The sequence below is a fragment of the Dickeya undicola genome, from assembly GCF_000784735.1.
GTDB lineage: Bacteria > Pseudomonadota > Gammaproteobacteria > Enterobacterales > Enterobacteriaceae > Dickeya > Dickeya undicola.
In genome coordinates this window covers 1-24,069 of sequence record NZ_JSYG01000004.1, presented here as the reverse complement: position 1 = coordinate 24,069, position 24,069 = coordinate 1, and the positions used below count along the sequence as shown (strand labels likewise).

Genomic DNA, 24,069 nt, shown 5'->3' with positions numbered 1-24,069 from the left:
GATACCCACCGCCCGCCGCACTGCGCCGGGCGGTTTTTTATGCCCGCAAGTTGTGATGTGAAATAAAGTGGCAAGCTGACGGAAGACAAAAATGAAGCAGGACAACAGGGGAAGCAAAAGGGAAAGTAACCGATAAAAAAAAGCCCACCTTAGGGGATGGGCAAAGACTACACACAGCAATTCGTTACTAGCTCTGACGAGGAGAAACCTCACTGACAAACATTACGTTAACAATAGCTCCGGGTATGAATAATAGGTTTTGGGGTGATCAGAGTCATTAGGAATCATCCTAATGGTTAATTATTTTTGAATAATAGATTTGTCATGCAAGAGTTTTTGTCAGGAAAACTGATCTAATGGCGGATTAACTGCCATAAATGATGAATATTGGCTGGGATATTTCCTAAAAATATAAAATTATCTTACATATTAGGAGTAATCCCGGTGCGTGATACACCGGGAAATGGATGTGAAAATCAGGGCTTCTTGTGGTGGTGAGACATCACGCGGATCGGCTGCGGTTCCGGAGACGCTTTCATCCAGGCCGACAGCAGACGATAAGATACCGCCAGCACGACCGGGCCAATAAACAGCCCAATCATCCCGAACGCCAGCAAGCCACCGATCACGCCGGACAGAATCAGCAACATCGGCAAGTCAGCGCCCATACGAATCAGCAACGGGCGAATGATGTTGTCCAGCGTGCCGACCACGCAGCTCCAGATCAGCAAGACGGTGCCCCAGGTGGTATCACCGCTCCAGTAAAGCCAGATAATGGCGGGAACCAGCACTGTCAGCGGGCCGATTTGTGCCACGCAGGACAGAAACATCAGCACCGTAAGCAGCGTGGTGTAGGGAATCCCGGCCAACGCCAGGCCAATACCACCCAGTATCGACTGTACAATCGCCGTCACAACAACGCCCAGTGCGACCGCACGGATGGCTTGCGCCGCCAGAATCACCGCCGAGTCACCGCCCTGGCTCCCGAGGCGAATAGCGAAACGGCGCACGCCCAGTGCGACCTGGTCACCCTTGCTATACAGCAGCACGCTGAACAGCACCATCAGGGCACAGTGCATCAGGAAACGGCCGATATGCGCCGCCTGTGATACCACCCAGGAGGCGGTCTGGCCGATATAGGGCTGGATTTTGGCCATCAGTGCCGGACCGCCGCTGTGTGCCAGCGAATGCCAATTACTGTGCAACTTGGCACCCACCAACGGGATGGACTGTAGCCAGTCCAGCTCTGGCGGGGTAATCCGCCCTTGCGCGCCTATCCAGCTAATCAGATTCGACGCGTTATCAATTACGCTACTGACCAGAATTGAGGTCGGAAACACGAACAGCAGCACCAGCAGTATCGTCATGACGATAACGGCCAGAGAACGAGATCCCCAGAGCATCTGTTGCAGACGGATTAATAGCGGCCAGGTGGCGATAACCACCATACTGGCCCAGGCAAAGCCGAGGATAAACGGTTGTACCACCCAGAAACAGGCAATAATCAGAATACCAATAAACAACAAACTGAACAGGATTCGCGCGAGATCGAATCGCTGTGACTGCGGTTGCTTCATCAAGAGAGGTTACCTCGTTAATTCAGGCGACAGGCCTAACGCAAAATGATGAAAACGGGGCTGACTGTCGTCCATGATGGCTGATAATGCGAAGGATTTAAGCCAGAATTTATCATGCGTGATTTCTGCTGGTTTGCACAGTGATTCCTGACTGGGCGAGCGAATCATCAATGGCCTGTTGCGGGGGCGTTTGTCGCCGCAACCCTAAGTTTTTATTGATCCATTAACGCACTGCCGGGGGAAATGTGATAAAACGAAGGGGCCGCGGATGGCCTACGCGTCGCCTGCCGGTATTGGGTTTATTGGCAAACACCTCTCGCACGGACAGGGTCAACACATAATGATCCCACAGATCACACAAGCACCGGGAATCGTTCAACCGGTGCTGAGCTTTTTGGAAGCCTTGAAGCAAAACGGTTTTACCGGCGATATCGCCACACAGTACGCCGACCGCCTGACGATGGCGACGGATAACAGTATCTATCAACTGCTGCCGGATGCGGTGGTTTTCCCCCGTTCTACCGCTGACGTGGCGTTATTGGCCCGTCTGGCTGATGAGGCGCGCTTTCGCGAGCTGGTCTTCACGCCGCGCGGCGGCGGCACCGGCACCAACGGGCAGGCGCTCAATCATGGCATTGTGGTGGATATGTCCCGCTACATGAACCGCATTCTGGAAATCAATCCAGAGCAGGGTTGGGTACGGGTGGAAGCCGGGGTTATCAAGGATCAACTGAACCAGTACCTCAAGCCGTTCGGCTACTTTTTCGCACCGGAATTGTCTACCAGCAACCGCGCCACGCTTGGCGGCATGATCAATACCGACGCCTCGGGGCAGGGGTCGTTGGTGTATGGCAAAACCTCGGATCATGTACTGGGGCTACGCGCGGTGCTGCCTGGTGGCGAACTGCTGGATACCCAGGCGATGCCGGTGGCGCTGGCGGAACAACTGGCGCAGGACGATTCGCCGATCGGTCGCATTTATCACACCGTATTGCATCGTTGTCGTGAACGCCGCGAGCTGATTATAGAAAAGTTCCCCAAACTGAACCGCTTCCTGACTGGTTACGATTTGCGGCATGTTTTCAGCGATGATATGCAAACGTTTGACCTGACTCGTATCCTGACGGGGGCCGAAGGGACACTGGCGTTTATTACCGAAGCGAAACTGGATATCACGCCGTTGCCCAAAGTGCGGCGGCTGGTCAATGTCAAATATGATTCGTTTGACTCTGCGCTGCGTAACGCCCCCTTTATGGTGGAGGCGCGGGCGTTGTCGGTAGAAACCGTGGACTCGAAGGTGCTGAATCTGGCACGCGAAGACATTGTGTGGCACTCGGTGAGTGAACTGATTACCGATGTGCCCGGCGAGGAGATGCTGGGGCTGAACATTGTCGAGTTTGCCGGTGATGACGAGCCGCTTATCGACAGTCAAGTGGCGTCGTTGTGCGAACGTCTGGATGGGTTGCTGGCTGCCCGCGAGGCGGGGGTGATCGGTTACCAGATTTGCCGCGATCTGGCGGGTATCGAGCGCATTTACGGTATGCGCAAGAAAGCCGTTGGCTTGCTGGGCAACAGCAAAGGGTTGGCGAAACCGATTCCGTTTGCTGAAGATACCTGCGTGCCGCCTCAGCACCTGGCGGATTACATCGCCGAGTTTCGTGCGCTGTTAGACAGTCACCATTTGAGTTACGGCATGTTTGGTCATGTGGATGCCGGTGTGCTGCATGTGCGTCCGGCACTGGACATGTGCGACCCGCAGCAGGAAGTGCTGATGAAGCAACTGTCCGATCAGGTCGTGGCGCTGACCGCTAAATATGGCGGTTTGCTATGGGGCGAACACGGCAAGGGTTTCCGCGCCGAATACAGCCCGGCATTCTTCGGGCCGGAACTGTATGACGAGTTGCGCCGGGTCAAAGCGGCGTTCGACCCGGATAACCGCCTCAACCCCGGAAAAATTTGTGCGCCGCTGGGCGTGGATGCGCCGATGATGCAGGTGGATGCGGTGAAACGCGGTACTTACGATCGGCAGATTCCGCTGACGGTGCGCACCGCGTACCGTGGCGCGATGGAGTGCAACGGCAACGGCCTGTGCTTCAACTTCGATACCCGCAGCCCGATGTGTCCGTCGATGAAAATCACCGGCAACCGTATCCATTCGCCCAAAGGCCGCGCCACGCTGGTGCGCGAGTGGTTGCGACTGCTGTCGGAACAGGGCGTGGATCCGCTGGTGCTGGAAAGCGCGCTACCGCAGCAGCGTGTCAGTTTGCGTGGGCTGATCGCCAAAACCCGCAACACGCTGGCTGCCCGTCAAGGCGTGTATGACTTCTCGCACGAAGTCAAAGAGGCGATGTCCGGCTGCCTGGCCTGTAAAGCCTGCTCCACCCAGTGCCCGATCAAGATTGACGTTCCCGGTTTTCGTGCGCGTTTCCTACAGCTGTACCACACCCGCTATCTGCGCCCGGCGCGAGATTATCTGGTGGCCGGTGTGGAAAGCTACGCACCGCTGATGGCGCACAGCCCGAAAACCTTCAACTTTTTCCTGCGCCAGCCGTGGGTGAATGCGGTCAGCCGCACGTTCATCGGTATGGTTGATTTGCCGTTGCTGTCTACACCGTCGCTGCGCCAGCAATTTGTCGGCCACCGGGTGATGACCACCACGCTGGAACAGCTGGAGCAGATGTCGCCGCAGGCGCGTGCCGATCATGTACTGATCGTGCAGGATCCGTTTACCAGTTATTACGATGCGCAGGTAGTGGCGGATTTTGTCCGGCTGGTGGAAAAGCTGGGGCTACGGCCGGTACTGCTGCCGTTTTCGCCGAATGGTAAGCCGCAGCATATCAAAGGCTTCCTGCAACGCTTTGCCAAAACTGCCGGTAAGACTGCGGAATTCCTCAACCGGGTGGCTCGCCTTGGGCTGCCGATGGTGGGTGTCGATCCGGCGCTGGTGCTGTGCTACCGGGATGAGTACCGGGAAGTGCTGGGCGAGCAGCGTGGCGATTTTCAGGTACAGCTGGTGCATGAATGGCTCATGCCGTTGCTGAACGGTCGTGATGACCGGGCTGCGGCGCTACGCGACGAGCCGTGGTATCTGTTCGGTCACTGTACAGAAACCACGGCACTGCCGACCAGTGGGCAGCAGTGGGCGGCTATTTTCGCGCATTTTGGTGCCCGGTTAGAAAATATCAGCGTCGGTTGCTGCGGTATGGCCGGTACTTATGGTCATGAAACCCGCAACCTGGTCAATTCTCAGGGGATCTATGCTCTCTCCTGGCAGCCGTCCCTGCAACGGTTGCCGCAGGCGCGCTGCCTGACGACCGGCTACTCCTGCCGCAGTCAGGTTAAGCGTATGGAAGGGCGTGGATTAAAACATCCGTTGCAGGCGTTGCTGGAGCTGGTGTGATGCTGTGGAAACGTACCGTAGATATTGAGCAGTTGAATCAGATGGCGATGGGCGGCATGGCCGGTCATATCGGCATCCGCATGACGCGCCTGACCGACGATACGCTGGAAGGCGTGATGCCGGTGGATAGTCGCACGCGCCAACCTTTCGGGCTACTGCATGGCGGTGCATCGGTGACGTTGGCGGAATCGCTGGGGTCGATCGCCGGTTATCTGTGTTCGGAAGGTGAGCAACGGGTGGTAGGGGTGGAAATCAACGCCAACCATCTGCGTGCGGTAACGGAAGGTGAGGTACGCGGTGTTTGCCGTGCGCTGCACACCGGCAAACGGATGCAGGTCTGGCAGATTGATATTTTTGACAGTCGGGATCGGCTGTGCTGCACCTCCCGTTTGACTACGGCGGTGATCACGCCGGACGCCTGACTACCCACCACTCGCTCTGTGGCTGTCGGGCACCCGGCCCGGCAGCCTCTCTCTCTTCAGAGTATATACCCAAAATAATTCGAGTTGCAGGAAGGCGGCAAGTGAGTGAATCCCGATGAGCTTACTCAGGTAAGTGATTCGGGTGAACGAACGCAGCCAACACACCTGCAACTTGAAGTATGACGGGTATAAGCCTTCAGGGGATAAACGCCACTCGCTGCATAAAATCGGTTTGAAACGCAGTGGCTTTGTCCCAGTTCCCCATCAGGCTGAACTGGGTACAGATGCGATGCAATGTTTGGCGTGCAAAGCAGTAACTCTGCACCCTGAACAGGTGGTCGCGCTCGGCATTATTGATTTCATGAATCAGTTGCTGGTGGATCTTGATCAGGCTGAACAGGTAACTGTTTTCGTCGCCTTGCTGCTGGCTCAGCTCCGCCATGTGAATACCGGTCAGGTAGTAGTGCCGTAATTCGCCGATCTCGCCGTCATCCTGCCCCAGCGACAACTCTGCCAGATAAAACTCCATCGTGGCATTCCGCAATTGTCGTCGATAGTCATCAATTCGCGTTTGCAGCCAGGCTTTGAACGGGAACATGTTCGACACCTCATTAATTAAATAAGAATCATTATCATATTTTTAAGTGCTTCATCATGCAACGCTTCCTGTACGTCTTCATGGGTAAGCGGCGACGGCGATCGCATTTTCTGCACGAAGCAGGTTGGATTTAGCCTTGTGCGCGCGCCGTGGAAAAATTGGGCATGGCAGAAGTGTTCAGAAAATAGACTGATTCAGGAGTGTTATACTGATGATAAGAAAATGTTGATAGCACCAACAGGTAAAACCATAGGTATAAATTATCAATTTTTGCTATATCAATAGGTGTTGACTGGATTTATGGCGGTAAGTGGTGAATAAATGGGCTGTATAGCAGGTATATCGCCCCTATCACCGGGACAAGCCCATGATTATCAGGAAAAGCCCCCACAATCACCCGGTTGATGTAGTAATAATTATCATTAACATTGTGTGAGTTCTGACAGTATCGATATCCGAATCGATCAAGCCGAAGGAAACGGATGTCATGCGGTCGGTATCACTGCCCACCGTGCGGGGGGCAACAACAGCAAGCGAGGTGATCCCGATGCAAACGCACGATGTAGAAACATTTTCACTGGATGAACAGTCATGGCAGGGATTGACGCTGACCGATAGCGCCGTGGCCCATATCAATAACCTGATGCGGCGGGATGCGTCGGTGCAGGGCATCCGGCTGGCGGTTAAGCAGTCGGGATGTGCGGGGTTCGGTTACGTACTGGAACTGGTGCATCAGCCTGACACTACCGATCTGCTCTATCAGCGCGACGGTGCGCGATTGTTCATTCCGCTCAAGGCGATGCCGTTTCTCGACGGCACGGAAGTCGACTTTGTGCAGGAAGGCATCAATCAGGTATTCAAGTTCAACAATCCCAAAGCCCGACATGCCTGTGGGTGTGGCGAAAGTTTTGGGCTTTAAGCGGCGACACGATTATGGCGCGTAGTAATGTAGACGTATCCGATGATGTTCAGACCTGGCTCGATGACGGCCGTTACAAAGAAGGCTTTTTCACCGAATTGGCGATGGACCAACTGGCCCACGGCATCAATGAAGACGTGGTGCGGGCGATTTCCGCCAGACGCAATGAGCCTGAGTGGATGCTGGCGTTCCGGCTCAGCGCCTACCGAGCCTGGTTGCAGATGGAGGAACCGCACTGGCTGAAGGCGCATTACGAGCGGCTGAACTATCAGGACTACAGCTATTATTCCGCGCCCTCCTGCGGGCAGTGTGACGACAGTTGTGGTTCCCAACCGGGGGCGCAGCAACAGCCTGCTGACGAGGTTGCCCACCATAATTACCTGACCCGTGAAGTCGAAGATGCCTTCGACAAACTGGGCGTGCCGGTACGTGAAGGCAAAGAGGTGGCGGTTGACGCCATTTTCGATTCGGTATCCGTTGCCACTACCTATCGGGATGAACTGGCGAAACAGGGCATTATTTTCTGTTCGTTCAGCGAAGCGATTCAGGAACATCCGGAGCTGGTGCGCCAGTATCTGGGCACGGTGGTGCCCGCCAACGACAATTTCTTCGCCGCACTGAACGCCGCGGTGGCCTCGGACGGCACCTTTGTTTACATCCCGAAAGGGGTGCGCTGCCCGATGGAGTTATCGACCTATTTCCGCATCAACGCTGCCAAGACCGGTCAGTTCGAGCGCACTATTTTGATTGCCGATGACGACAGCTATGTCAGCTATATCGAGGGGTGTTCGGCACCGGTGCGCGATAGCTATCAACTTCATGCTGCGGTGGTGGAGGTGATCGTCAACAAGAATGCCGAAGTGAAATATTCCACGGTACAGAACTGGTTCTCCGGTCAGGGCAGCGAAGGTGGCATTCTCAACTTCGTAACCAAACGTGCGCTGTGTGCTGGCGATCATTCACGTATGTCGTGGACGCAATCGGAAACCGGGTCGGCGATCACCTGGAAATACCCAAGCGTCATTTTGCGTGGTGACTACTCGGTGGGCGAATTCTTCTCGGTGGCCCTGACCAGCGGTTATCAGCAGGCGGATACCGGCACCAAGATGATTCATATCGGTAAGAACACTCGTTCGACCATCATCGCCAAAGGCATTTCCGCCGGGCGCAGCGAGAACACCTATCGCGGGCTGGTGAAAATCATGCCCAGTGCTACCAATGCCCGCAATTTCACCCAGTGTGACTCGATGTTGATCGGCAGTGACTGCGGTGCGCACACCTTTCCCTACGTAGAGGTGAGGAATAACAGCGCGCAACTGGAACACGAGGCCACCACCTCGCGCATCGGTGAGGATCAACTGTTCTATTGCCTGCAACGCGGTATCAGCGAAGACGATGCTATCTCAATGATAGTCAACGGCTTCTGTAAAGACGTGTTCTCGGAGCTGCCATTGGAGTTTGCGGTGGAAGCCCAGAAATTGCTGTCCATCAGCCTCGAACACAGTGTGGGCTGATGAATGCGCGAACACCAGGGTACGCCATGCACCGCGTTGCGGTGTCGATAATCATGAGCGTCAGCTAAGACGCCGGAAGGGTAAGAGTATGTTAACGATTGAAAACTTGAACGTCAGCGTCGAAGACAAACCGATCATCAACGGCTTGAACTTACAGGTTAACCCAGGCGAGGTTCACGCCATCATGGGGCCGAACGGCTCGGGCAAGAGTACCCTGTCCGCCACGCTGGCTGGGCGCGAGGACTATGAGGTGACCGGCGGGTCGCTGCGTTTCAAGGGCAAAGATCTGCTGGAACTGTCGCCGGAAGAGCGGGCCGGCGAAGGGATTTTCATGGCGTTTCAGTACCCGGTGGAAATCCCCGGCGTCAGCAACCGCTTTTTCCTGCAAACCGCGCTGAACGCCGTGCGCGCCTATCGCCAGCAACCGACGCTGGACCGGTTCGATTTCGAGGATTTCATCGACGATAAAATCCGGCTGCTGAACATGCCAGACGACCTGCTGACGCGTTCGGTCAACGTCGGTTTTTCCGGTGGTGAGAAAAAGCGCAACGATATTCTGCAAATGGCGGTACTGGAGCCTGAGCTGTGCATTCTGGATGAAACTGACTCCGGGCTGGACATTGATGCGCTGAAAATCGTCTCCGGCGGCGTCAACGCGCTGCGCGACGGCAAGCGCGCCTTTATCATCGTCACCCATTACCAGCGCATTCTGGACTATATCCGGCCGGATTACGTGCATGTGCTCTATCAGGGGCGAATCGTGAAGTCTGGGGATTTCTCGCTGGTGAAACAGTTGGAGGAGCAAGGCTATGGCTGGCTTACCGACCAACAGTAAAGCGCAACAGGCGTTGCAGCAGTGGCAACGCCTGTTTGACACCGCAGCACCGCGTGCCGATGAAGCACAGCAGCACTGGCAACAGGTGATGCAGTTGGGGGTTCCCCACCGCAAGCTGGAGCACTGGAAGTACACCCCGCTGGAGCGGTTGCTTGAACATCAATTCACCACGGTAGCGACCGAAAGCGAAGTCACGCCGACACAGCGCGACGCGCTGGCGCTGCCGGTCGACGGCTGGCGATTGGTGTTTGTCGACGGGCGTTTGTGCCGCGCGCTGAGCGACGCCGATACCGGGTCGTATCAGGTGGAAGTGATTCCGTCAGCCCGGCGACAAGCTGGCTTGCCACCCATTCAGCCGGAGGTGTTTTTGCACCTGACGGAGAGCCTGGCGACGGAACAGACGCTGATTCAGGTCAACAACGGCGTAACGGCGGAGAAGCCGCTCTATCTGCTGCATATCAGCAGTGGTCGGTCAGCGGCGCTCAACACGCTGCATTATCGTCATCACGTGCGTATCGGTGAGGGGGCCAGCGCCACGCTGATCGAGCATTACGCCAGTCTGGACGGTGCCACTCACTTTAGCGGTGCGCGTTTGACCCTCGATGCGGGTGAGAACAGCCACACCGAACACTACAAGCTGGGGTTCGAAGCCGCCGACAGTTATCACTTCGCTCACAATGACTTACGGCTGGCGCGCGCTGCGCAACTGCGCAGCCACAGCTTTTTGCTGGGGGCCGGGCTGACCCGCCATCACACCAGCGCGCAGATTAACGGCGAAGGCGTGATGTTATCGATGAATAGCCTGATGGTGCCGACCGGTAACGACGTCTGCGATACCCGCACTTATCTGGAACACAATCAGGGGTTTGGCGAAAGCCGCCAGTTGCACAAGGCCATTGTGCGCGATCGGGCGCGCGGCGTGTTTAACGGCTTGATCAAGGTGGCACCTGGCGCACTGAAAACCGACGGCAAGATGACCAACAACAACCTGTTGTTAGGGCGACTGGCGGAGGTAGACACCAAGCCTCAACTGGAAATCTATGCCGATGACGTGAAATGTAGCCACGGTGCGACGGTCGGGCGCATCGACGAAGAACAACTGTTTTATCTGCGTTCACGCGGTATCGATGAACAGGCGGCGCAACAGATGATTATCTTCGCGTTTGCTGCTGAATTGACGGAAGCGATCCGCGATGACGCACTGCGTGATGCGGTGCTGGAACGAGTAGCCCGGCGCTTGCAGGCACTGGGAGGGGAAACGGCGTGAATTGTCCTACTGATCATCACTCTATCGGTCATCATCCTGTCGACCATTACCCTATCGATCGCGTGCGGGCGGATTTTCCTATTTTGCAGCAATCGGTTAACGGGCAGCCGCTGGCCTATCTGGACAGCGCCGCCAGTGCGCAGAAACCGCTGGCGGTTATCGACCGTGAACGGGATTTTTACCTGCACGACTACGCGGCGGTGCACCGCGGCATTCATACCCTGAGTGCCCGCGCCACCAGCGCGATGGAAGAGGTGAGGGCGAAGGTCGCCACCTTTATCCATGCCGCTTCGGCGGAGAACGTCGTGTTTGTGCGCGGCACCACTGAAGCGATCAATCTGGTGGCCAACAGTTATGGGCGTATCGCGTTTCAGCCTGGTGATAACCTGGTGATCAGTGAAATGGAGCACCATGCCAATATCGTGCCCTGGCAGATGTTGGCGCAGGCGCGCGGGTTAACGCTGCGCATTTTGCCGATCACCGATGACGGCGAACTGGACATGGCGCAACTGCCGGCATTGCTGGATGAGCGTACCCGGCTGGTGGCGGTGACACAGGTTTCCAACGTGCTGGGCACGGTTAACCCGCTATCGGAGATCGTCCGTCAGGCACATGCCTGTGGCGCGAAAGTGCTGGTAGACGGTGCGCAGGCGGTGATGCACCAATCGGTTGATGTACAGGCACTGGATTGTGATTTCTACGCCTTTTCCGGCCACAAACTGTACGGTCCGTCAGGCATTGGCGTGCTGTACGGCAAAAGCGAGCTATTGCAGGCGATGCCACCGTGGGAAGGTGGCGGTGCCATGATCCGCGAGGTCAGCCTGACGCAGGGGACTACCTATGCTGACCCGCCGTGGCGCTTTGAGGCGGGATCGCCGCATATTGCCGGGATTATCGGCCTGGGGGCGGCGCTGGATTATGTCTCCGCGCTGGGGATGGCGGCGATTGGGGCACATGAGGAGCAACTGATGCGCTACGCGCTGGCGTCGCTGGCTGAGGTGCCGACGCTTCGTTTGTACGGTCCGGCGCATCGCCAGGGGGTGATCGCCTTTAATCTGGGGCGTCACCATGCGTTTGACGTTGGCAGCTTCCTCGACCAGTACGGCATCGCCATTCGCACCGGCCACCATTGCGCCATGCCGCTGATGAGCCATTATGGCGTACCCAGCATGTGCCGCGCCTCGCTGGCGCTCTATTCCTGTCAGGATGAGATTGACCGATTAGTGGCGGGCCTACACCGTATACATCGTCTCTTGGGGGAGTGAAGTGACGGCGAAAGTCATTGTTTTGGGTGCCAACTGTTAGGGTGAAAAGGGCTATGGCGCAACTACCGGATCCGCAGAAACTGCTGCGGAATTTTTCCCGTTGCAGCAACTGGGAAGAGAAGTACCTCTATATTATTGAATTGGGGACCGCTCTGGCACCGCTGAGCGACGCACAGCGTCAGGACGGCAATCGGGTGGCCGGTTGCCAAAGTCAGGTGTGGATCGACCTGACCTGTGACGAGCAGGGCAACGTAGTGCTGCACGGTGACAGTGATGCCGCTATCGTCAAGGGATTGATAGCCATCGTATTCAGTCTGTATCAGGGGTTGTCTGCCCAGGAGATTGTCGGGCAGGATGTGCGCCCCTTTTTCACGTCGCTGGCGCTGACCCAGCACCTGACACCATCACGCTCTCAAGGGCTGGAAGCCATGCTGCGCGCCGTGCGGGCGCGGGCGGCTGCGTTCGTGTAACGCCACAGGGCGCGACTCCTGCGCCCTGACAGGTCACATTTCAGAATCCATCCGGTGGATTTCCTGCTAACCTGCTTTTATCCTTGGATGTTTCCAATGATGAAAAGAGATTCAACCTATTGATAAGGAATAAGAAAGAAGGCATCTGCCAACGACTATTCATCCATGCCTTTCTAGCGTGTGGCCTTGTGTTGCGCTTTGTCGCTCACCCGATCTTCAGCAGTAAAACAGGAAACCGATAATGAAACGTGCGCTTACCCTGGTGGGATTATTGTTTACCTCCTGTCTGGCGGGCATACCGTCTGCCAGTGCGACGGAATATCCTCTGCCACCCCCTGACAGTCGTCTGATTGGGGAAAACATTACCTATACCGTGCCCAATGACGGGCATCCGCTGGAAACCATTGCTTCCAAATTCAAAATTGGCCTGCTCGGGATGCTGGAAGCCAACCCCGGCACCGACCCCTACCTGCCCAAACTGGGTTCCAGCCTGACGATTCCGTTGCAGATGTTGCTGCCGGATACGCCGCGGGAAGGGGTGGTGGTCAATCTGGCGGAACTGCGGTTGTACTATTTTCCGAAAGGGAAAAATACGGTGATCGTTTATCCGATCGGCATCGGTCAGCTTGGTCGTAATACACCGGTGATGGTGACGCGCGTTATCGAGCGGCGTCCGAACCCGACCTGGATCCCTACCGCCAACATTCGTCGTCACTACAAGGAGCAGGGGGTTACGTTACCAGCCGTCGTGCCCGGTGGGCCGGACAACCCGATGGGGCTGTTCGCGTTACGGCTGGAGAAAAGCGGCGGCGTGTACTCGATTCATGGTACGAATGCTGATTTCGGCATTGGTATGCGGGTGAGTTCTGGTTGTATCCGTCTGCGCCCGGAAGATATTGAAGCGCTGTTTAATGACGTGCCGGTAGGGACACGGGTACAGATCATCAATGAACCGGTCAAAGTTGCGGTGGAACCTGACGGGAAACGTTATGTGGAAGTGCATCAGCCGCTGTCGCGTACCGATAAGGATGACCCGCAGACGATGCCTATTGCGCTGAGCCAGAAGATGAAAGCGTTTGTCCGCAATGCGGATACCGATGCTGAAGCCGCTCAGGAGGCCATTGTGCGCCGTTCCGGTATGCCGGTGCTGGTCAATGCCGGGCAGAGCGTTCCCCATCAGCCGCTGCAACAGCAACAAAGCGCGCCGATCTCGGCGGTGGTGACATCGCCGTCGAATTAACGTCACCTAATCACTATCTGTGTCAGGACGTCATAAACAGGCGTTCTGACTCGTCAGGATGGTTTTTAGTAGTAAGGCGATAGTCAATGTGACGAGCGGTACGCTCAGAAAGACGAAGGGTGGGAGTGATAAGTACCAAAGGAAGGGCAAAAAAAATGGCGCACAGAGTGCGCCATTTTTCATTCAACCAGTTCTTACTTTTTGTAAGTACGAACCTGGTTGTCCAGGCGCTGGTTAGCACGAGCTGCGTCATCTTTAGCAGCCTGCACGTCGGTAGCCAGAGCGTCAACTTTGCTGGTCAGAGCAGATACTTTTTCGTTCAGAGAAGAAACGTCAGAAGACAGCTGATCCAGTTTAGCATTGCTGGAGCAACCAGCCAGCAGAGTGGAACCCAGGATTACCGCGCCCAGTACCAGTTTAGTACGATTCATTATTAATACCCTCTAAATTGAGTTAATCTCCATGTAGCGTTACAAGTATTACACAAACCGTTTTCTGATGAGAATAAATTTTTGATGGGAACATGCTTAATTTTGATCGTTCGCTCAAAGAATCATCGAGTTTTACAGACTGGTTAAAAAAGTAAGGAAAACAGCGCTATCTTATCAGATTCCTCCGACCTTCCTGGCGGTAGATATACCTTTTTTGTATAACCGATTGTGCGATTTATCAGCGCTGAATATGGCGTCAAAATAAAAAGCGCCCCGTAGGGCGCTTTGAATTATTCTCATTATCAAATTACAGACGGTGTACCGAAGAGGTATTGGTGGTGCCGCTCGGCACCAGCGCACCGGAAACCATCACCACGACGTCGCCTTCCTGAGCGAAACCGCTCTTCAGCGCGGCTTCCTTACCAATGCGATAGAAATCATCGGTAGACGCGATCTCTTTCACCAGCAGCGTTTCCACGCCTTTGCTCAGCAGCAGCTGGCGGGCGGTGATTTCGTTGGTGGTCAGCGCCAGAATGCGGGCGTTCGGGAAGTACTTACGGATGGATTTGGCGGATTTGCCGCCCTGGGTAGCGACGACAATCAGCGGCGCTTCCAGTTTCTCTGCTGTTTCCACCGCACCGCGGCACACTGCTTCGGTAATACGCAGTTTGCTGGTGTTCTGCAGTTTATCCAGACGCGATGTCATCACTTTGTCTGTGCGTTCGCAAATGGTTGCCATGATGGTAACCGCTTCCAGTGGATATTTGCCTTTGGCGCTCTCGCCGGACAGCATCACCGCGTCGGTGCCGTCGATGATGGCGTTGGCAACGTCACCGGCTTCAGCGCGAGTCGGACGCGGGTTCTTGATCATCGAGTCCAGCATCTGGGTCGCGGTGATGACCACTTTACGAGCCCGGTTGCATTTTTCGATCATCATCTTCTGAGCGAAGATCACCTCTTCTACCGGGATCTCAACGCCCAGGTCGCCACGGGCGACCATGATGCCGTCAGACGCTTCCAGAATGTCGTCGAAGTTGTTCAGACCTTCCTGGTTTTCAATTTTGGAGATGATCTGGATGTGCTCGCCGCCGTGTTGCTTCAGGTGGGCACGGATCTCTTCCACGTCGGAACGTTTACGGATAAAGGAGGCTGCTACGAAATCGACGCCTTGTTCGCAACCAAAAATCAGGTCGCGTTTGTCTTTTTCCGCCAACGCCGGTAACTGGATAGAAACGCCCGGCAGGTTAACGCCTTTGTTTTCACCCAGATCGCCGTTGTTCAGCACTTTACAGATAACGTTGCCGCCTTTGATCTCGATAACTTCCATACCGATCAGGCCGTCGTCGACCAGTACAGTGTTGCCGACGCTCAGGTCGTTGGCAAAACCAGCATAGGTTACCGCCACACATTCCTTATTACCGATAACGCTCTGGTCGGTAGTGAAGGTGAAGGTCTGACCGGCGGTCAGGGAAACGTCGGCACCATTTTCCAGCTTGATGGTCCGGATTTCCGGGCCTTTGGTATCCAGCAGGATAGCGGCTTTCAGGCCGGTTTTTTCCGTGATGGCGCGCAGGTTCTTGATACGTTGACCATGTTCGGCGTAGTCACCGTGAGAGAAATTCAGGCGCATAACATTCATGCCTGCGTTCAGCAGTTTGCCCAGTACTTCCTCTGATTCGGTTTTCGGGCCGATGGTACAAACGATTTTAGTCTTTTTCATAACGGTAGTTTCTACAAGTTGTGATGGATAAAAAAACAGGGTGACCGGCGGTTAACCGAAGTTGAACCTCCGGGGATAATACGTTTGCAACTGCGAGAGAATGATAAGTATAGATGGTGACAGACGAGGGAGAGTGAAGCAGCACGTGAGCGGATATTGCCCATAATCAAGAGTGGGCGAGGCGGCAATATCCCTGAGGATTGTGTTAGTAGTTGTATTTTTGTCAGTGGCACGTGGATTCGCTGAAACCATTCAATGAAACGACGTTCCGTATTATAGTTATCAGGCAAAGAGATACAAGCCATTGAACGGAAGGATAACGCGTATTTTCGTGCTCTTGCGCAAAAAAATGTGCGATTTATTGTTTTTACACAAACTTGTTGCGCAAATGCACGAAGAATATCTGCCTGTCGGTGTGAAATGAACCCGGCGGTTGGGGCGTTGTCGGCGGGTTTACACTCAGCTGTCCGACCTGTTTTTTATCGGGAACCTGACGGGGGGATTCATGCCTTGCCGGGTTTGTGTCGATCCCGCTCACGTTTCCGTTATTGAGAGGTTGAGCCCTTGCGCACCAGTGGTAAGTTAGCGTTTGCAGGTTGTGTCTGGTCAGTGACGTTATCGTGTCGTGACTGTAAGCAACCCAGGGTTGTTACTGCCGTCGGCAGGCAAAACCAGATGTTCGCGTTTACGGCGAGCGTCTGGTTTTTTTGTTTTCAGGGGTCAGACAATGAAGATCGCCAAAATATTGAATAATAATGTCGTCACGGTGATGGATGAACAGAATAACGAACAGGTCGTGATGGGGCGGGGACTGGGGTTCAAAAAACGACCAGGGGATACGGTAGACGCCGCGCTTATCGAAAAAATCTTCTCTCTGCGCAGTAGCGAGCTGACCGCTCGCCTGAGCGACGTGCTGGAGCGCATCCCGCTGGAGGTGGTGACCACGGCGGATAGGATCATCGCGCTGGCGAAAGAAAAGCTGAGTGGCAACCTGCAGAACAGTCTCTACATTTCATTGACTGACCATTGCCACTTTGCCATCGAGCGTCACCGACAAGGGGTGGATATCCGCAATGGATTGTTGTGGGAGGTCAAACGGCTGTATCAAAAAGAGTTCGCCATCGGGCTGGAGGCGCTGGACATTATCCAGCGGCGTCTGGGGGTCCGGTTGCCGGAAGATGAAGCGGGTTTTATTGCATTGCATCTGGTTAACGCCCAGTTGGACAGCCATATGCCTGAAGTGATGCGTATTACCCGCGTGATGCAGGAAATCCTGAATATCGTCAAATACCAGTTGAATCTCGACTATAACGAGCAAGCATTCAGTTATCACCGGTTTGTGACGCATCTGAAGTTTTTTGCACAGCGCTTATTAGGGCATTCGTCGGTATTTAGTGAAGATGAATCGCTGCATGATGTGGTGAAAGCAAAATATACGCTGGCGTATCACTGTGCCGAAAAAATTCAGGAACACATCGTGCTGCATTACGACTATAGCCTGACCAAGGAAGAGTTGATGTTTCTGACTATTCATATCGAACGGGTACGCACGGAATTACAGGAGCAGGCGGCAGAGTAATTTGGTGTGCGGAAAATCGAAGTTTGCGGGATGTCACAAAATAACAGATTACCCACGTGAAGCACTTGTCAGGATAGAACACACTGGTAATCTGTAAGGCGTTAAATATGGATTGCGACTGTATATCCCACGTGGAAAATACAGGCAAAACCTGAACCGTTTTTTGCGAGCCTGGTGCCGCAAGAAGAGGGTTCAGGTTTTTTTTTGTCTTGAAAATGAGGTGTGCTGAGACAGTCACTCAGTGGTTTTCTCCGGGCATGGGTCGAGCATTAAGGATGTAGCAATGAATTACGAAACATTAGCCAGTGAAATAAGAGATAGCGTAGGCGGTAAGAACAATATCATCAGCGTGATACATTGTGCGACGCGCCTGCGGTTTAAACTCAGGGATAATGCCCACGCCAATGCCGATGCGCTGAAAAACAATCCGGGTATTATCATGGTAGTGGAAAGCGGCGGCCAGTTTCAGGTGGTGGTCGGCAATCAGGTGGCTGAGGTTTATCAGGCATTGCTTTCGCTTGACGGTATGGCCCGCTTTAGCGACTCGGCTGCGCCGGAAGAGGAGAAGAAAAATAGCCTGTTTGCCAGTTTTATCGATGTCATCTCCAGCATATTTACCCCCTTTGTCAGTGTGATGGCAGCAACGGGGATCCTGAAAGGTTTTCTGGCGCTGGGTGTTGTCACCCAATTTATATCGGAAAGTAGCGGCACGTATAAAGTGTTGTTCGCCGCCAGCGACGCGCTATTTTATTTCTTCCCCATTGTACTGGGTTATACGGCTGGCAAGAAATTTGGGGGTAATCCGTTCACCACGTTGGTGATTGGTGCCACGCTGGTACACCCGAGCATGATTGCCGCATTCAACGCCATGCAGGCACCGGATCACTCAACGCTCTATTTTCTGGGGGTCCCGATTACCTTTATTAATTACAGCTCCTCGGTTATTCCGATTTTATTTGCCAGTTGGGTATCCAGCAAGCTGGAGAAGCCGCTGAACCGCTGGCTGCACACCAATATCCGCAATTTTTTTACCCCGTTGCTGTGTATTGTCATTAGCGTTCCGCTGACCTTTTTGCTGATTGGACCGACGGCTACCTGGCTGAGCCAGATGCTGGCGGGCGGATACCAGTGGCTGTACGGGCTGAATTCCCTGCTGGCCGGTGCCGTGGTGGGGGCGTTGTGGGAGGTTTGCGTGATTTTCGGGTTGCACTGGGGTTTTGTGCCGCTGATGCTGAACAACTTTAGTGTGATCGGGCAGGATACGTTGTTGCCGCTGCTGATACCGGCGGTGTTGGGACAGGCGGGGGCGACGCTGGGCGTGCTGCTGCGTACCCGTGACCTGAAACGCAAAGGTATTGCCGGGTCGGCGTTTTCCGCCGCGATTTTCGGGATTACTGAACCGGCCGTGTACGGTGTGACGTTGCCGTTGCGTCGGCCCTTCATTTTCGGTTGTGTCGGTGGGGCGTTAGGGGCGGCAGTCATGGGATATGCGCACACCACCATGTATTCGTTCGGTTTTCCCAGCATACTCTCCTTTACTCAGGTTATCCCACCGACCGGTATGGACCAGAGCATCTGGGCGGCAATCATCGGTACGTTGGTGGCCTTTGTATTTGCTGCCTTGGGTAGTTGGGTGTTTGGCGTGCCAAAAGATGAAACGCAACCGGCAGTCGCGGCGAACAGCGCCTCAGACACCGCCGTTACACCAGACAGTGCCAGTGCTGGTGTCGTTCGTGATGAGACGCTTTTCAGCCCGTTGTCCGGTGAGGTATTGCCGCTGGAACAGGTGGCGGACCGTACCTTTGCCAGCGGTGTGATGGGCAAAGGGATCGCCATTCGTCCGACACAAGGACGGCTGTACGCGCCGGTAGATGGCACCGTGGCGTCGCTGTTTAAAACCCACCATGCCATTGGCCTGGCCTCGCGAGGGGGAGCCGAAGTGCTGATGCATGTCGGCATCGATACCGTCCGGCTGGATGGCCGTTATTTTACCCCGCATGTGCGTGTTGGCGATGTGGTGCGTCAGGGCGACCTGCTATTGGAGTTCGATGGCCCGGCCATTGAGGCGGCAGGTTATGACCTCACCACACCTATTGTGATTACCAACAGCGAAGACTATCGCGGCGTTGAACCCGTCGCCAGCGGCAAGGTGGACGCCAATGAACCGCTGACGCACCTGGTGTACTGAATGATTATTGAACAGAAAAAAGGAGATGAGTGATGAGCAACCCTTTCCCGACGCATTTTTTATGGGGCGGCGCGATTGCCGCCAATCAAGTGGAAGGTGCCTATCTGACGGATGGTAAAGGACTTTCTACATCGGATTTACAGCCACATGGCATTTTCGGCGAGATTGTGACGCGCCAGCCGGGCGATAGTGGTATCAAAGATGTGGCGATTGATTTTTATCATCGCTATCCACAAGACATCGCGCTGTTTGCCGAAATGGGGTTTACCTGTCTACGCATATCAATCGCCTGGACACGTATTTTCCCGCAGGGTGACGAGGCCGAACCGAATGAAGCGGGGTTGGCATTTTACGATCGACTGTTTGACGAGCTGGCGAAGCACGGTATTCAGCCATTAGTGACGTTGTCACATTATGAAATGCCGCATGGACTGGTGGCAAAACACGGTGGCTGGGGTAACCGGTTAACCATCGACTGCTTTGAGCGTTATGCCCGCACGGTGTTTACGCGTTATCGGCACAAGGTTAAACGTTGGCTGACATTCAACGAGATCAATATGTCGCTACATGCCCCCTTTACCGGTGTAGGGTTGCCGTCGGACAGTGATAAAGCAGCGATTTATCAGGCGATCCACCATCAATTGGTCGCCAGCGCCCGAGCGGTGAAGGCCTGTCACGAGATTATTCCGGATGCACAGATCGGCAATATGCTGCTGGGGGCGATGCTCTACCCGCTGACCAGCAAGCCGGAAGATGTGATGGAAAGCCTGCACCAGAACCGGGAATGGTTGTTTTTCGGCGATGTGCAGGTGCGCGGCGCGTATCCGGGGTATATGCATCGTTATTTCCGGGAACAGGGCATTACGCTGAATATCACCGCACAGGATACGCTGGATCTGCAATCTACCGTCGATTTTATTTCCTTCAGCTATTACATGACCGGGTGTGTCAGCACCGATGAAGCTCAGCTCGAAAAAACGCGCGGTAATATTTTGAATATGGTGCCGAACCCGTATCTGGAAAGCTCTGAATGGGGCTGGCAGATAGATCCACTGGGGCTGCGTTATTTGCTGAATTTCTTGTACGACCGTTATCAAAAGCCGTTATTTATTGTTGAGAACGGTCTGGGTGCGAAAGATAAACTCGAAGAGAATGGCGACATTAACGACGATTATCGGATTCGCTATCTGAATGATCATTTGGTGCAGGTCAGTGAAGCCATTGCCGACGGTGTTGACGTATTGGGATATACCAGTTGGGGGCCGATTGACCTGGTCAGTGCGTCGAAGGCCGAAATGTCCAAACGCTATGGCTTTATTTATGTTGACCGCGATGATAACGGCCAGGGCTCGCTGGAGCGTCGGCGTAAAAAGAGTTTTTACTGGTATCAGTCGGTTATTGCCAGTCACGGAAAAACGCTGACGCGTTAATACACCTCAAACCATTCGCATTGCAGGAAAATTAACGAACCTGCAACTTGAAATATGACGGTAGATATCTGAAGTCAACCTGCGGGTAGAAATACCCGCAGGGTGTTGACGCTCGCCGTTAATTGGCGGGCGTGAGTTGTTATTTTTTTCTGTATCCGATTATCCGACGGGAATGAGAATATGAAAATAAAAAATAGCTATTTGGTGATAGCCAGCTTGTTATATCCGATGTCATTTATTTCCACAGCAGCATCCTTAACCGTTGAACAACGGCTGGCGGCGCTGGAAAAAGATTTACAGGAAACGAAACAGGAGCTACAGCGTTATAAAGAACAGGAGCGGCAAAATAAAGCCATTACTCTTGTTAGGGATAATTCCGCTACCAGTACAAATAATAAAGGGAATACCGGCAGTACGGCGAAAACCGCTACGCCGATCGCAGATAACGCCTTGTCGCCTGTGGCAGTATCATCTGACAGTCGCGCGTCCATGACATTGCATGAACTCAGCCAGTATGTAAAAGAGGATATCGGCTTTACCTATTCCGGTTATTTCCGTTCCGGTTGGGCCACTGGGTCGCAAGGGGCACCCAAATCCTGGGCCATTGGGTCGCTGGGGCGATTTGGTAATGAACACACCAGTTGGTATGACTTAATCCTGAAACAGCGGGTATTTAACAAAGACGGCAAGTCCGCCTATGGGGTGATAAAACTGGACGGTAACGTTGGTCAATCCTATTCCGGCGGCTGGTTCGGTGAAGACAGCAGCAATGAGAACAAATTGCAGTTCTCGGATATTTATCTCACCACTACCGGGTTCCTGCCGTTTGCGCCGGAAGCGGATTTCTGGGTCGGTAAACATGCGTTACCGGTGTATGAAATTCAAATGCTGGACTGGAAGAGCAATAAAACCGACTCTGCCGCTGGTGTGGGGGTCGAAAATATTAAGGCGGGCGTTGGCGCTATTGATGTCGCGCTGACCCGTGAAGATATCGATGTCTATAACCGTGATTTGACCCGATATCAGCAGATGAATACCAACGCGGTAGAAGCACGCTATAAAGGCATTCCGTTATGGAACGGTGCCAGCCTGATGGTGCTGGGGAAATACGCGATGGCGAATAAAAACAACACCCAGAAAAATAATGAAGCCAACAACAACTATTTCCCGATGAAGGACTCCTGGCTGGGGGGCGTGGTGCTGCGTCAGGCTCTGCCGAACAACGGTTTCAATGAATTCACCGCCCAGATGGCCAATAACTCGATTGCCAGCAGCCTGGCGCGTTATGCCGGGTCCAGCCCGTTTGTGGCGGTGAACGGTAAATACTACGGCGACCATAGCGGCGGCACGGCACTGCGTCTGATTTCTCAAGGGGAAATGTACCTGCGCCCGGATGTGATCATGGCTAACGCGTTGGTGTATACCCGTGGGCAGGATGTCTATAGCTATGACACCGGTGCTCATACCGATTTTGACAGCGTGCGTGCGGTGGTCAGACCGGCTTACATCTGGAGCAATTACAATCAGAGCGGCGTCGAGCTGGGTTATTTCAGCCAGACCAACAAAAATCAGGCCGGGAAGTATTTCACCGAGTCAGGCTATAAAACCACGCTGTTCCACACCATCAAGGTCGACACCAGTATGCTGGCTTCCCGCCCGGAAATCCGCTTCTACGGTACTTATATCCGGGTGCTGGATAACGAACTGGATCAGTTCACCTTTGCTGATAGCAAAAAGAACCAATTTACCGCCGGTGTTCAGGCTGAGGTCTGGTGGTAAGTCACCATGACACAGCCCACCCGTTTTTACCCTGTCCCCATAAAAAAGAGGTCGACAATGAAAACCAGGAAAACCCGTCTGTGCCTGTTGCTCTGTGCCCTGAGTCTATCCGCGCCGCTGGCGGCGTTGGCTGCATCGGGCGCTATTCCAGCGCTGCCGCGTGCCGACGTGGCGACCCGGCACTACCTGTCGCAGGTCAACACGGATAACAGCATTACCTTCCGGCTGTTTGCGCCGGACGCCAAATCGGTCAGTGTGGTGACCGGTGCAACGCCGGAAACCTGGGGCGCACACCCGATGACGAAGAACGATCTGGGGGTGTGGTCGTGGCGCAGCGAGCCGCAGCGGCCCAACCTGTACGAATACTTTTTCAATGTGGATGGTTTTCGCAGCATAGATACCGGTTCGGCATTGCCCAAGCCGCAGCGTCAGGTCAATACCAGCCTGATTCTGGTGCCGGGCAGTGTGCTGGATACCCGAGCGGTGCCGCATGGCGAACTGCGTACCGTTACCTATCACTCGGCGTCGCTGAAATCTGAACGGCAGGTTTATGTCTGGACGCCGCCGGGTTACACCGGAACGGGCAAGCCGCTGCCGGTGCTGTATTTCTACCACGGGTTTGGTGATGCTGGAGATTCCGCCGTCACGCAGGGCCGCATTCCGCAGATTATGGATAACCTGCTGGCGGAGAAAAAGATTACGCCGATGCTGGTCGTGATCCCAGATACCGAAACCGATGCTGTTGACGTCATCCCAGAGGATTTCCCACCGAAAGAGCGGCGCAAGACGTTTTACCCGCGTAATGCGGCAGCAGCCGATCGTGAACTGATCCACGACATCATCCCGCTGGTCAGCGAACGGTTTAATGTCCGGCGCGATGCTGACGGCCGGGCGCTCGCCGGGCTGTCGCAAGGCGGTTATCAGGCACTGGTGTCCGGAATGAGTCACCTGGAGTATTTCGGTTGGCTGGCGACGTTCAGCGGCGTGACCACCGAAACGGTGCCGAATGCGAAGGTTACGGCACAGCTGGGCAACGCTGCTGGCATTAATCAGCAACTGCACAATTTCACCGTGGTGGTGGGTGAGAAGGATACGGTAACCGGCAAGGACATCGCCGGGTTGAAAGCGCAACTGGAACAGAACGGCGTGAAATTCGATTACCGGCAATATCCTGGTTTAGGGCATGAAATGGATGTCTGGCGACCGGCATACATCGAATTTGTGCAGAAGGTATTCAAATAACCACTGTTGTCAGGTCTGCGATGGAAACGGGCAGGGTATCCTGCCCGTTTTTCTATTTAAGGTTCAATTTTTTATAGCGCCAAAAGATAATACATGACCGTAGGGTGAAAAAACCGACGACCCCGCCTGAAGAGAGGGCTAACAGCAAAATCATGGGGATACTAAGAACATGAGGCTTTGTTGAATAAATCGA

At 54.4% G+C, this 24,069-nt stretch carries 18 protein-coding genes and 1 other RNA gene; 14 read left to right on the top strand and 5 right to left on the bottom strand.

The features are described from left to right. Positions 1-132: 132 nt before the first annotated feature. Together rprA and ydiK are read right to left on the bottom strand one after the other, a co-directional pair. Positions 133-243: antisense sRNA RprA (gene rprA / locus OB87_RS19550), an RNA gene on the bottom strand. A 233-nt stretch (positions 244-476) separates the two neighbouring features. Continuing rightward, entirely contained in the window at positions 477-1,577 is a 1,101-nt protein-coding gene (ydiK, locus tag OB87_RS01025; RefSeq protein WP_033567595.1) for an AI-2E family transporter YdiK, read from the bottom strand. A gap of 340 nt (positions 1,578-1,917) precedes the next feature. Between ydiK and ydiJ the strand changes: the two genes are divergently transcribed. Further along, a complete protein-coding gene (gene ydiJ / locus OB87_RS01020) occupies positions 1,918-4,977 on the top strand; it encodes a D-2-hydroxyglutarate dehydrogenase YdiJ (protein ID WP_033567945.1) in 3,060 nt (1,019 codons plus the stop codon). Continuing rightward, entirely contained in the window at positions 4,977-5,399 is a 423-nt protein-coding gene (locus tag OB87_RS01015; RefSeq protein ID WP_033567594.1) for a hotdog fold thioesterase, read from the top strand. Before ydiJ ends, OB87_RS01015 begins: the two co-directional genes overlap by 1 nt. A gap of 196 nt (positions 5,400-5,595) precedes the next feature. On the opposite strand, the gene OB87_RS01010 is transcribed toward OB87_RS01015, so the two are convergent. After that, positions 5,596-5,997, bottom strand: coding sequence for a hypothetical protein (locus tag OB87_RS01010; protein ID WP_033567593.1), 402 nt, complete (start codon positions 5,995-5,997; stop codon positions 5,596-5,598). A 547-nt stretch (positions 5,998-6,544) separates the two neighbouring features. On the opposite strand from OB87_RS01010, the gene sufA reads away from it, so the two are divergent. The 7 genes from sufA to OB87_RS00975 all read left to right on the top strand — a co-directional run bounded on the left by sufA (position 6,545) and on the right by OB87_RS00975 (position 13,507). After that, entirely contained in the window at positions 6,545-6,916 is a 372-nt protein-coding gene (gene sufA, locus OB87_RS01005; protein WP_033567592.1) for a Fe-S cluster assembly scaffold SufA, read from the top strand. Between the two features lie 14 nt (positions 6,917-6,930). Further along, positions 6,931-8,430, top strand: coding sequence for a Fe-S cluster assembly protein SufB (gene sufB / locus OB87_RS01000; RefSeq protein ID WP_033567591.1), 1,500 nt, complete (start codon positions 6,931-6,933; stop codon positions 8,428-8,430). An 88-nt stretch (positions 8,431-8,518) separates the two neighbouring features. After that, positions 8,519-9,265 (top strand): Fe-S cluster assembly ATPase SufC, encoded by a 747-nt coding sequence (gene sufC, locus OB87_RS00995; RefSeq protein WP_022633952.1) that lies wholly within the window; start codon positions 8,519-8,521, stop codon positions 9,263-9,265. After that, positions 9,240-10,532 carry a Fe-S cluster assembly protein SufD gene (gene sufD / locus OB87_RS00990; protein ID WP_033567590.1) on the top strand — a complete coding sequence of 431 codons (1,293 nt, stop codon included), beginning with the start codon at positions 9,240-9,242 and terminating at the stop codon, positions 10,530-10,532. The genes sufC and sufD overlap by 26 nt, the downstream gene beginning before the upstream one ends. Further along, complete coding sequence (gene sufS, locus OB87_RS00985; protein ID WP_318026075.1) at positions 10,529-11,797, top strand: cysteine desulfurase SufS; 1,269 nt, start codon at positions 10,529-10,531, stop codon at positions 11,795-11,797. Before sufD ends, sufS begins: the two co-directional genes overlap by 4 nt. 53 nt (positions 11,798-11,850) lie before the next feature. Further along, complete coding sequence (sufE, locus tag OB87_RS00980) at positions 11,851-12,267, top strand: cysteine desulfuration protein SufE (protein ID WP_033567589.1); 417 nt, start codon at positions 11,851-11,853, stop codon at positions 12,265-12,267. 241 nt (positions 12,268-12,508) lie between these two features. After that, positions 12,509-13,507, top strand: coding sequence for a L,D-transpeptidase family protein (locus tag OB87_RS00975; RefSeq protein ID WP_033567588.1), 999 nt, complete (start codon positions 12,509-12,511; stop codon positions 13,505-13,507). Positions 13,508-13,701: 194 nt separating this feature from the next. On the opposite strand, the gene OB87_RS00970 is transcribed toward OB87_RS00975, so the two are convergent. Together OB87_RS00970 and pykF are read right to left on the bottom strand one after the other, a co-directional pair. After that, positions 13,702-13,938, bottom strand: coding sequence for a major outer membrane lipoprotein (locus OB87_RS00970; RefSeq protein WP_012769424.1), 237 nt, complete (start codon positions 13,936-13,938; stop codon positions 13,702-13,704). A 307-nt stretch (positions 13,939-14,245) separates the two neighbouring features. Continuing rightward, a complete protein-coding gene (gene pykF / locus OB87_RS00965) occupies positions 14,246-15,658 on the bottom strand; it encodes a pyruvate kinase PykF (RefSeq protein WP_033567587.1) in 1,413 nt (470 codons plus the stop codon). 727 nt (positions 15,659-16,385) lie between these two features. Between pykF and licT the strand changes: the two genes are divergently transcribed. From licT to OB87_RS00940, 5 genes are all read left to right on the top strand, one after another. Next, the gene (gene licT, locus OB87_RS00960) at positions 16,386-17,237 is read left to right on the top strand and encodes a BglG family transcription antiterminator LicT (RefSeq protein ID WP_033567586.1); all 852 of its coding nucleotides are present in this window, start codon (positions 16,386-16,388) and stop codon (positions 17,235-17,237) included. Between the two features lie 283 nt (positions 17,238-17,520). Next, entirely contained in the window at positions 17,521-19,425 is a 1,905-nt protein-coding gene (bglF, locus tag OB87_RS00955; RefSeq protein ID WP_033567585.1) for a PTS beta-glucoside transporter subunit IIABC, read from the top strand. Between the two features lie 32 nt (positions 19,426-19,457). Next, positions 19,458-20,855, top strand: a complete 1,398-nt coding sequence (locus tag OB87_RS00950; protein ID WP_033567584.1) for a glycoside hydrolase family 1 protein — start codon at positions 19,458-19,460, stop codon at positions 20,853-20,855. A 180-nt stretch (positions 20,856-21,035) separates the two neighbouring features. Next, positions 21,036-22,634: a carbohydrate porin gene (locus OB87_RS00945; RefSeq protein WP_033567583.1), complete on the top strand. Its 1,599-nt coding sequence runs from the start codon at positions 21,036-21,038 to the stop codon at positions 22,632-22,634. Positions 22,635-22,691: 57 nt separating this feature from the next. Next, the gene (locus OB87_RS00940; protein WP_050515599.1) at positions 22,692-23,876 is read left to right on the top strand and encodes an alpha/beta hydrolase-fold protein; all 1,185 of its coding nucleotides are present in this window, start codon (positions 22,692-22,694) and stop codon (positions 23,874-23,876) included. Positions 23,877-24,069 lie beyond the last annotated feature (193 nt).

Coding starts and splice junctions, on each gene's coding strand:
- OB87_RS00945 (WP_033567583.1), top strand. CDS start 21,036: ATGAAAATAAAAAATAGCTATTTGGTGATAGCCAGCTTGTTATATCCG.
- sufE (WP_033567589.1), top strand. CDS start 11,851: ATGGCGCAACTACCGGATCCGCAGAAACTGCTGCGGAATTTTTCCCGT.
- OB87_RS00940 (WP_050515599.1), top strand. CDS start 22,692: ATGAAAACCAGGAAAACCCGTCTGTGCCTGTTGCTCTGTGCCCTGAGT.
- licT (WP_033567586.1), top strand. CDS start 16,386: ATGAAGATCGCCAAAATATTGAATAATAATGTCGTCACGGTGATGGAT.
- sufB (WP_033567591.1), top strand. CDS start 6,931: ATGGCGCGTAGTAATGTAGACGTATCCGATGATGTTCAGACCTGGCTC.
- OB87_RS00970 (WP_012769424.1), bottom strand. CDS start 13,938: ATGAATCGTACTAAACTGGTACTGGGCGCGGTAATCCTGGGTTCCACT.
- sufA (WP_033567592.1), top strand. CDS start 6,545: ATGCAAACGCACGATGTAGAAACATTTTCACTGGATGAACAGTCATGG.
- sufC (WP_022633952.1), top strand. CDS start 8,519: ATGTTAACGATTGAAAACTTGAACGTCAGCGTCGAAGACAAACCGATC.
- sufD (WP_033567590.1), top strand. CDS start 9,240: ATGGCTGGCTTACCGACCAACAGTAAAGCGCAACAGGCGTTGCAGCAG.
- OB87_RS01010 (WP_033567593.1), bottom strand. CDS start 5,997: ATGTTCCCGTTCAAAGCCTGGCTGCAAACGCGAATTGATGACTATCGA.
- ydiJ (WP_033567945.1), top strand. CDS start 1,918: ATGATCCCACAGATCACACAAGCACCGGGAATCGTTCAACCGGTGCTG.
- ydiK (WP_033567595.1), bottom strand. CDS start 1,577: ATGAAGCAACCGCAGTCACAGCGATTCGATCTCGCGCGAATCCTGTTC.
- OB87_RS00975 (WP_033567588.1), top strand. CDS start 12,509: ATGAAACGTGCGCTTACCCTGGTGGGATTATTGTTTACCTCCTGTCTG.
- bglF (WP_033567585.1), top strand. CDS start 17,521: ATGAATTACGAAACATTAGCCAGTGAAATAAGAGATAGCGTAGGCGGT.
- OB87_RS01015 (WP_033567594.1), top strand. CDS start 4,977: ATGCTGTGGAAACGTACCGTAGATATTGAGCAGTTGAATCAGATGGCG.
- OB87_RS00950 (WP_033567584.1), top strand. CDS start 19,458: ATGAGCAACCCTTTCCCGACGCATTTTTTATGGGGCGGCGCGATTGCC.
- pykF (WP_033567587.1), bottom strand. CDS start 15,658: ATGAAAAAGACTAAAATCGTTTGTACCATCGGCCCGAAAACCGAATCA.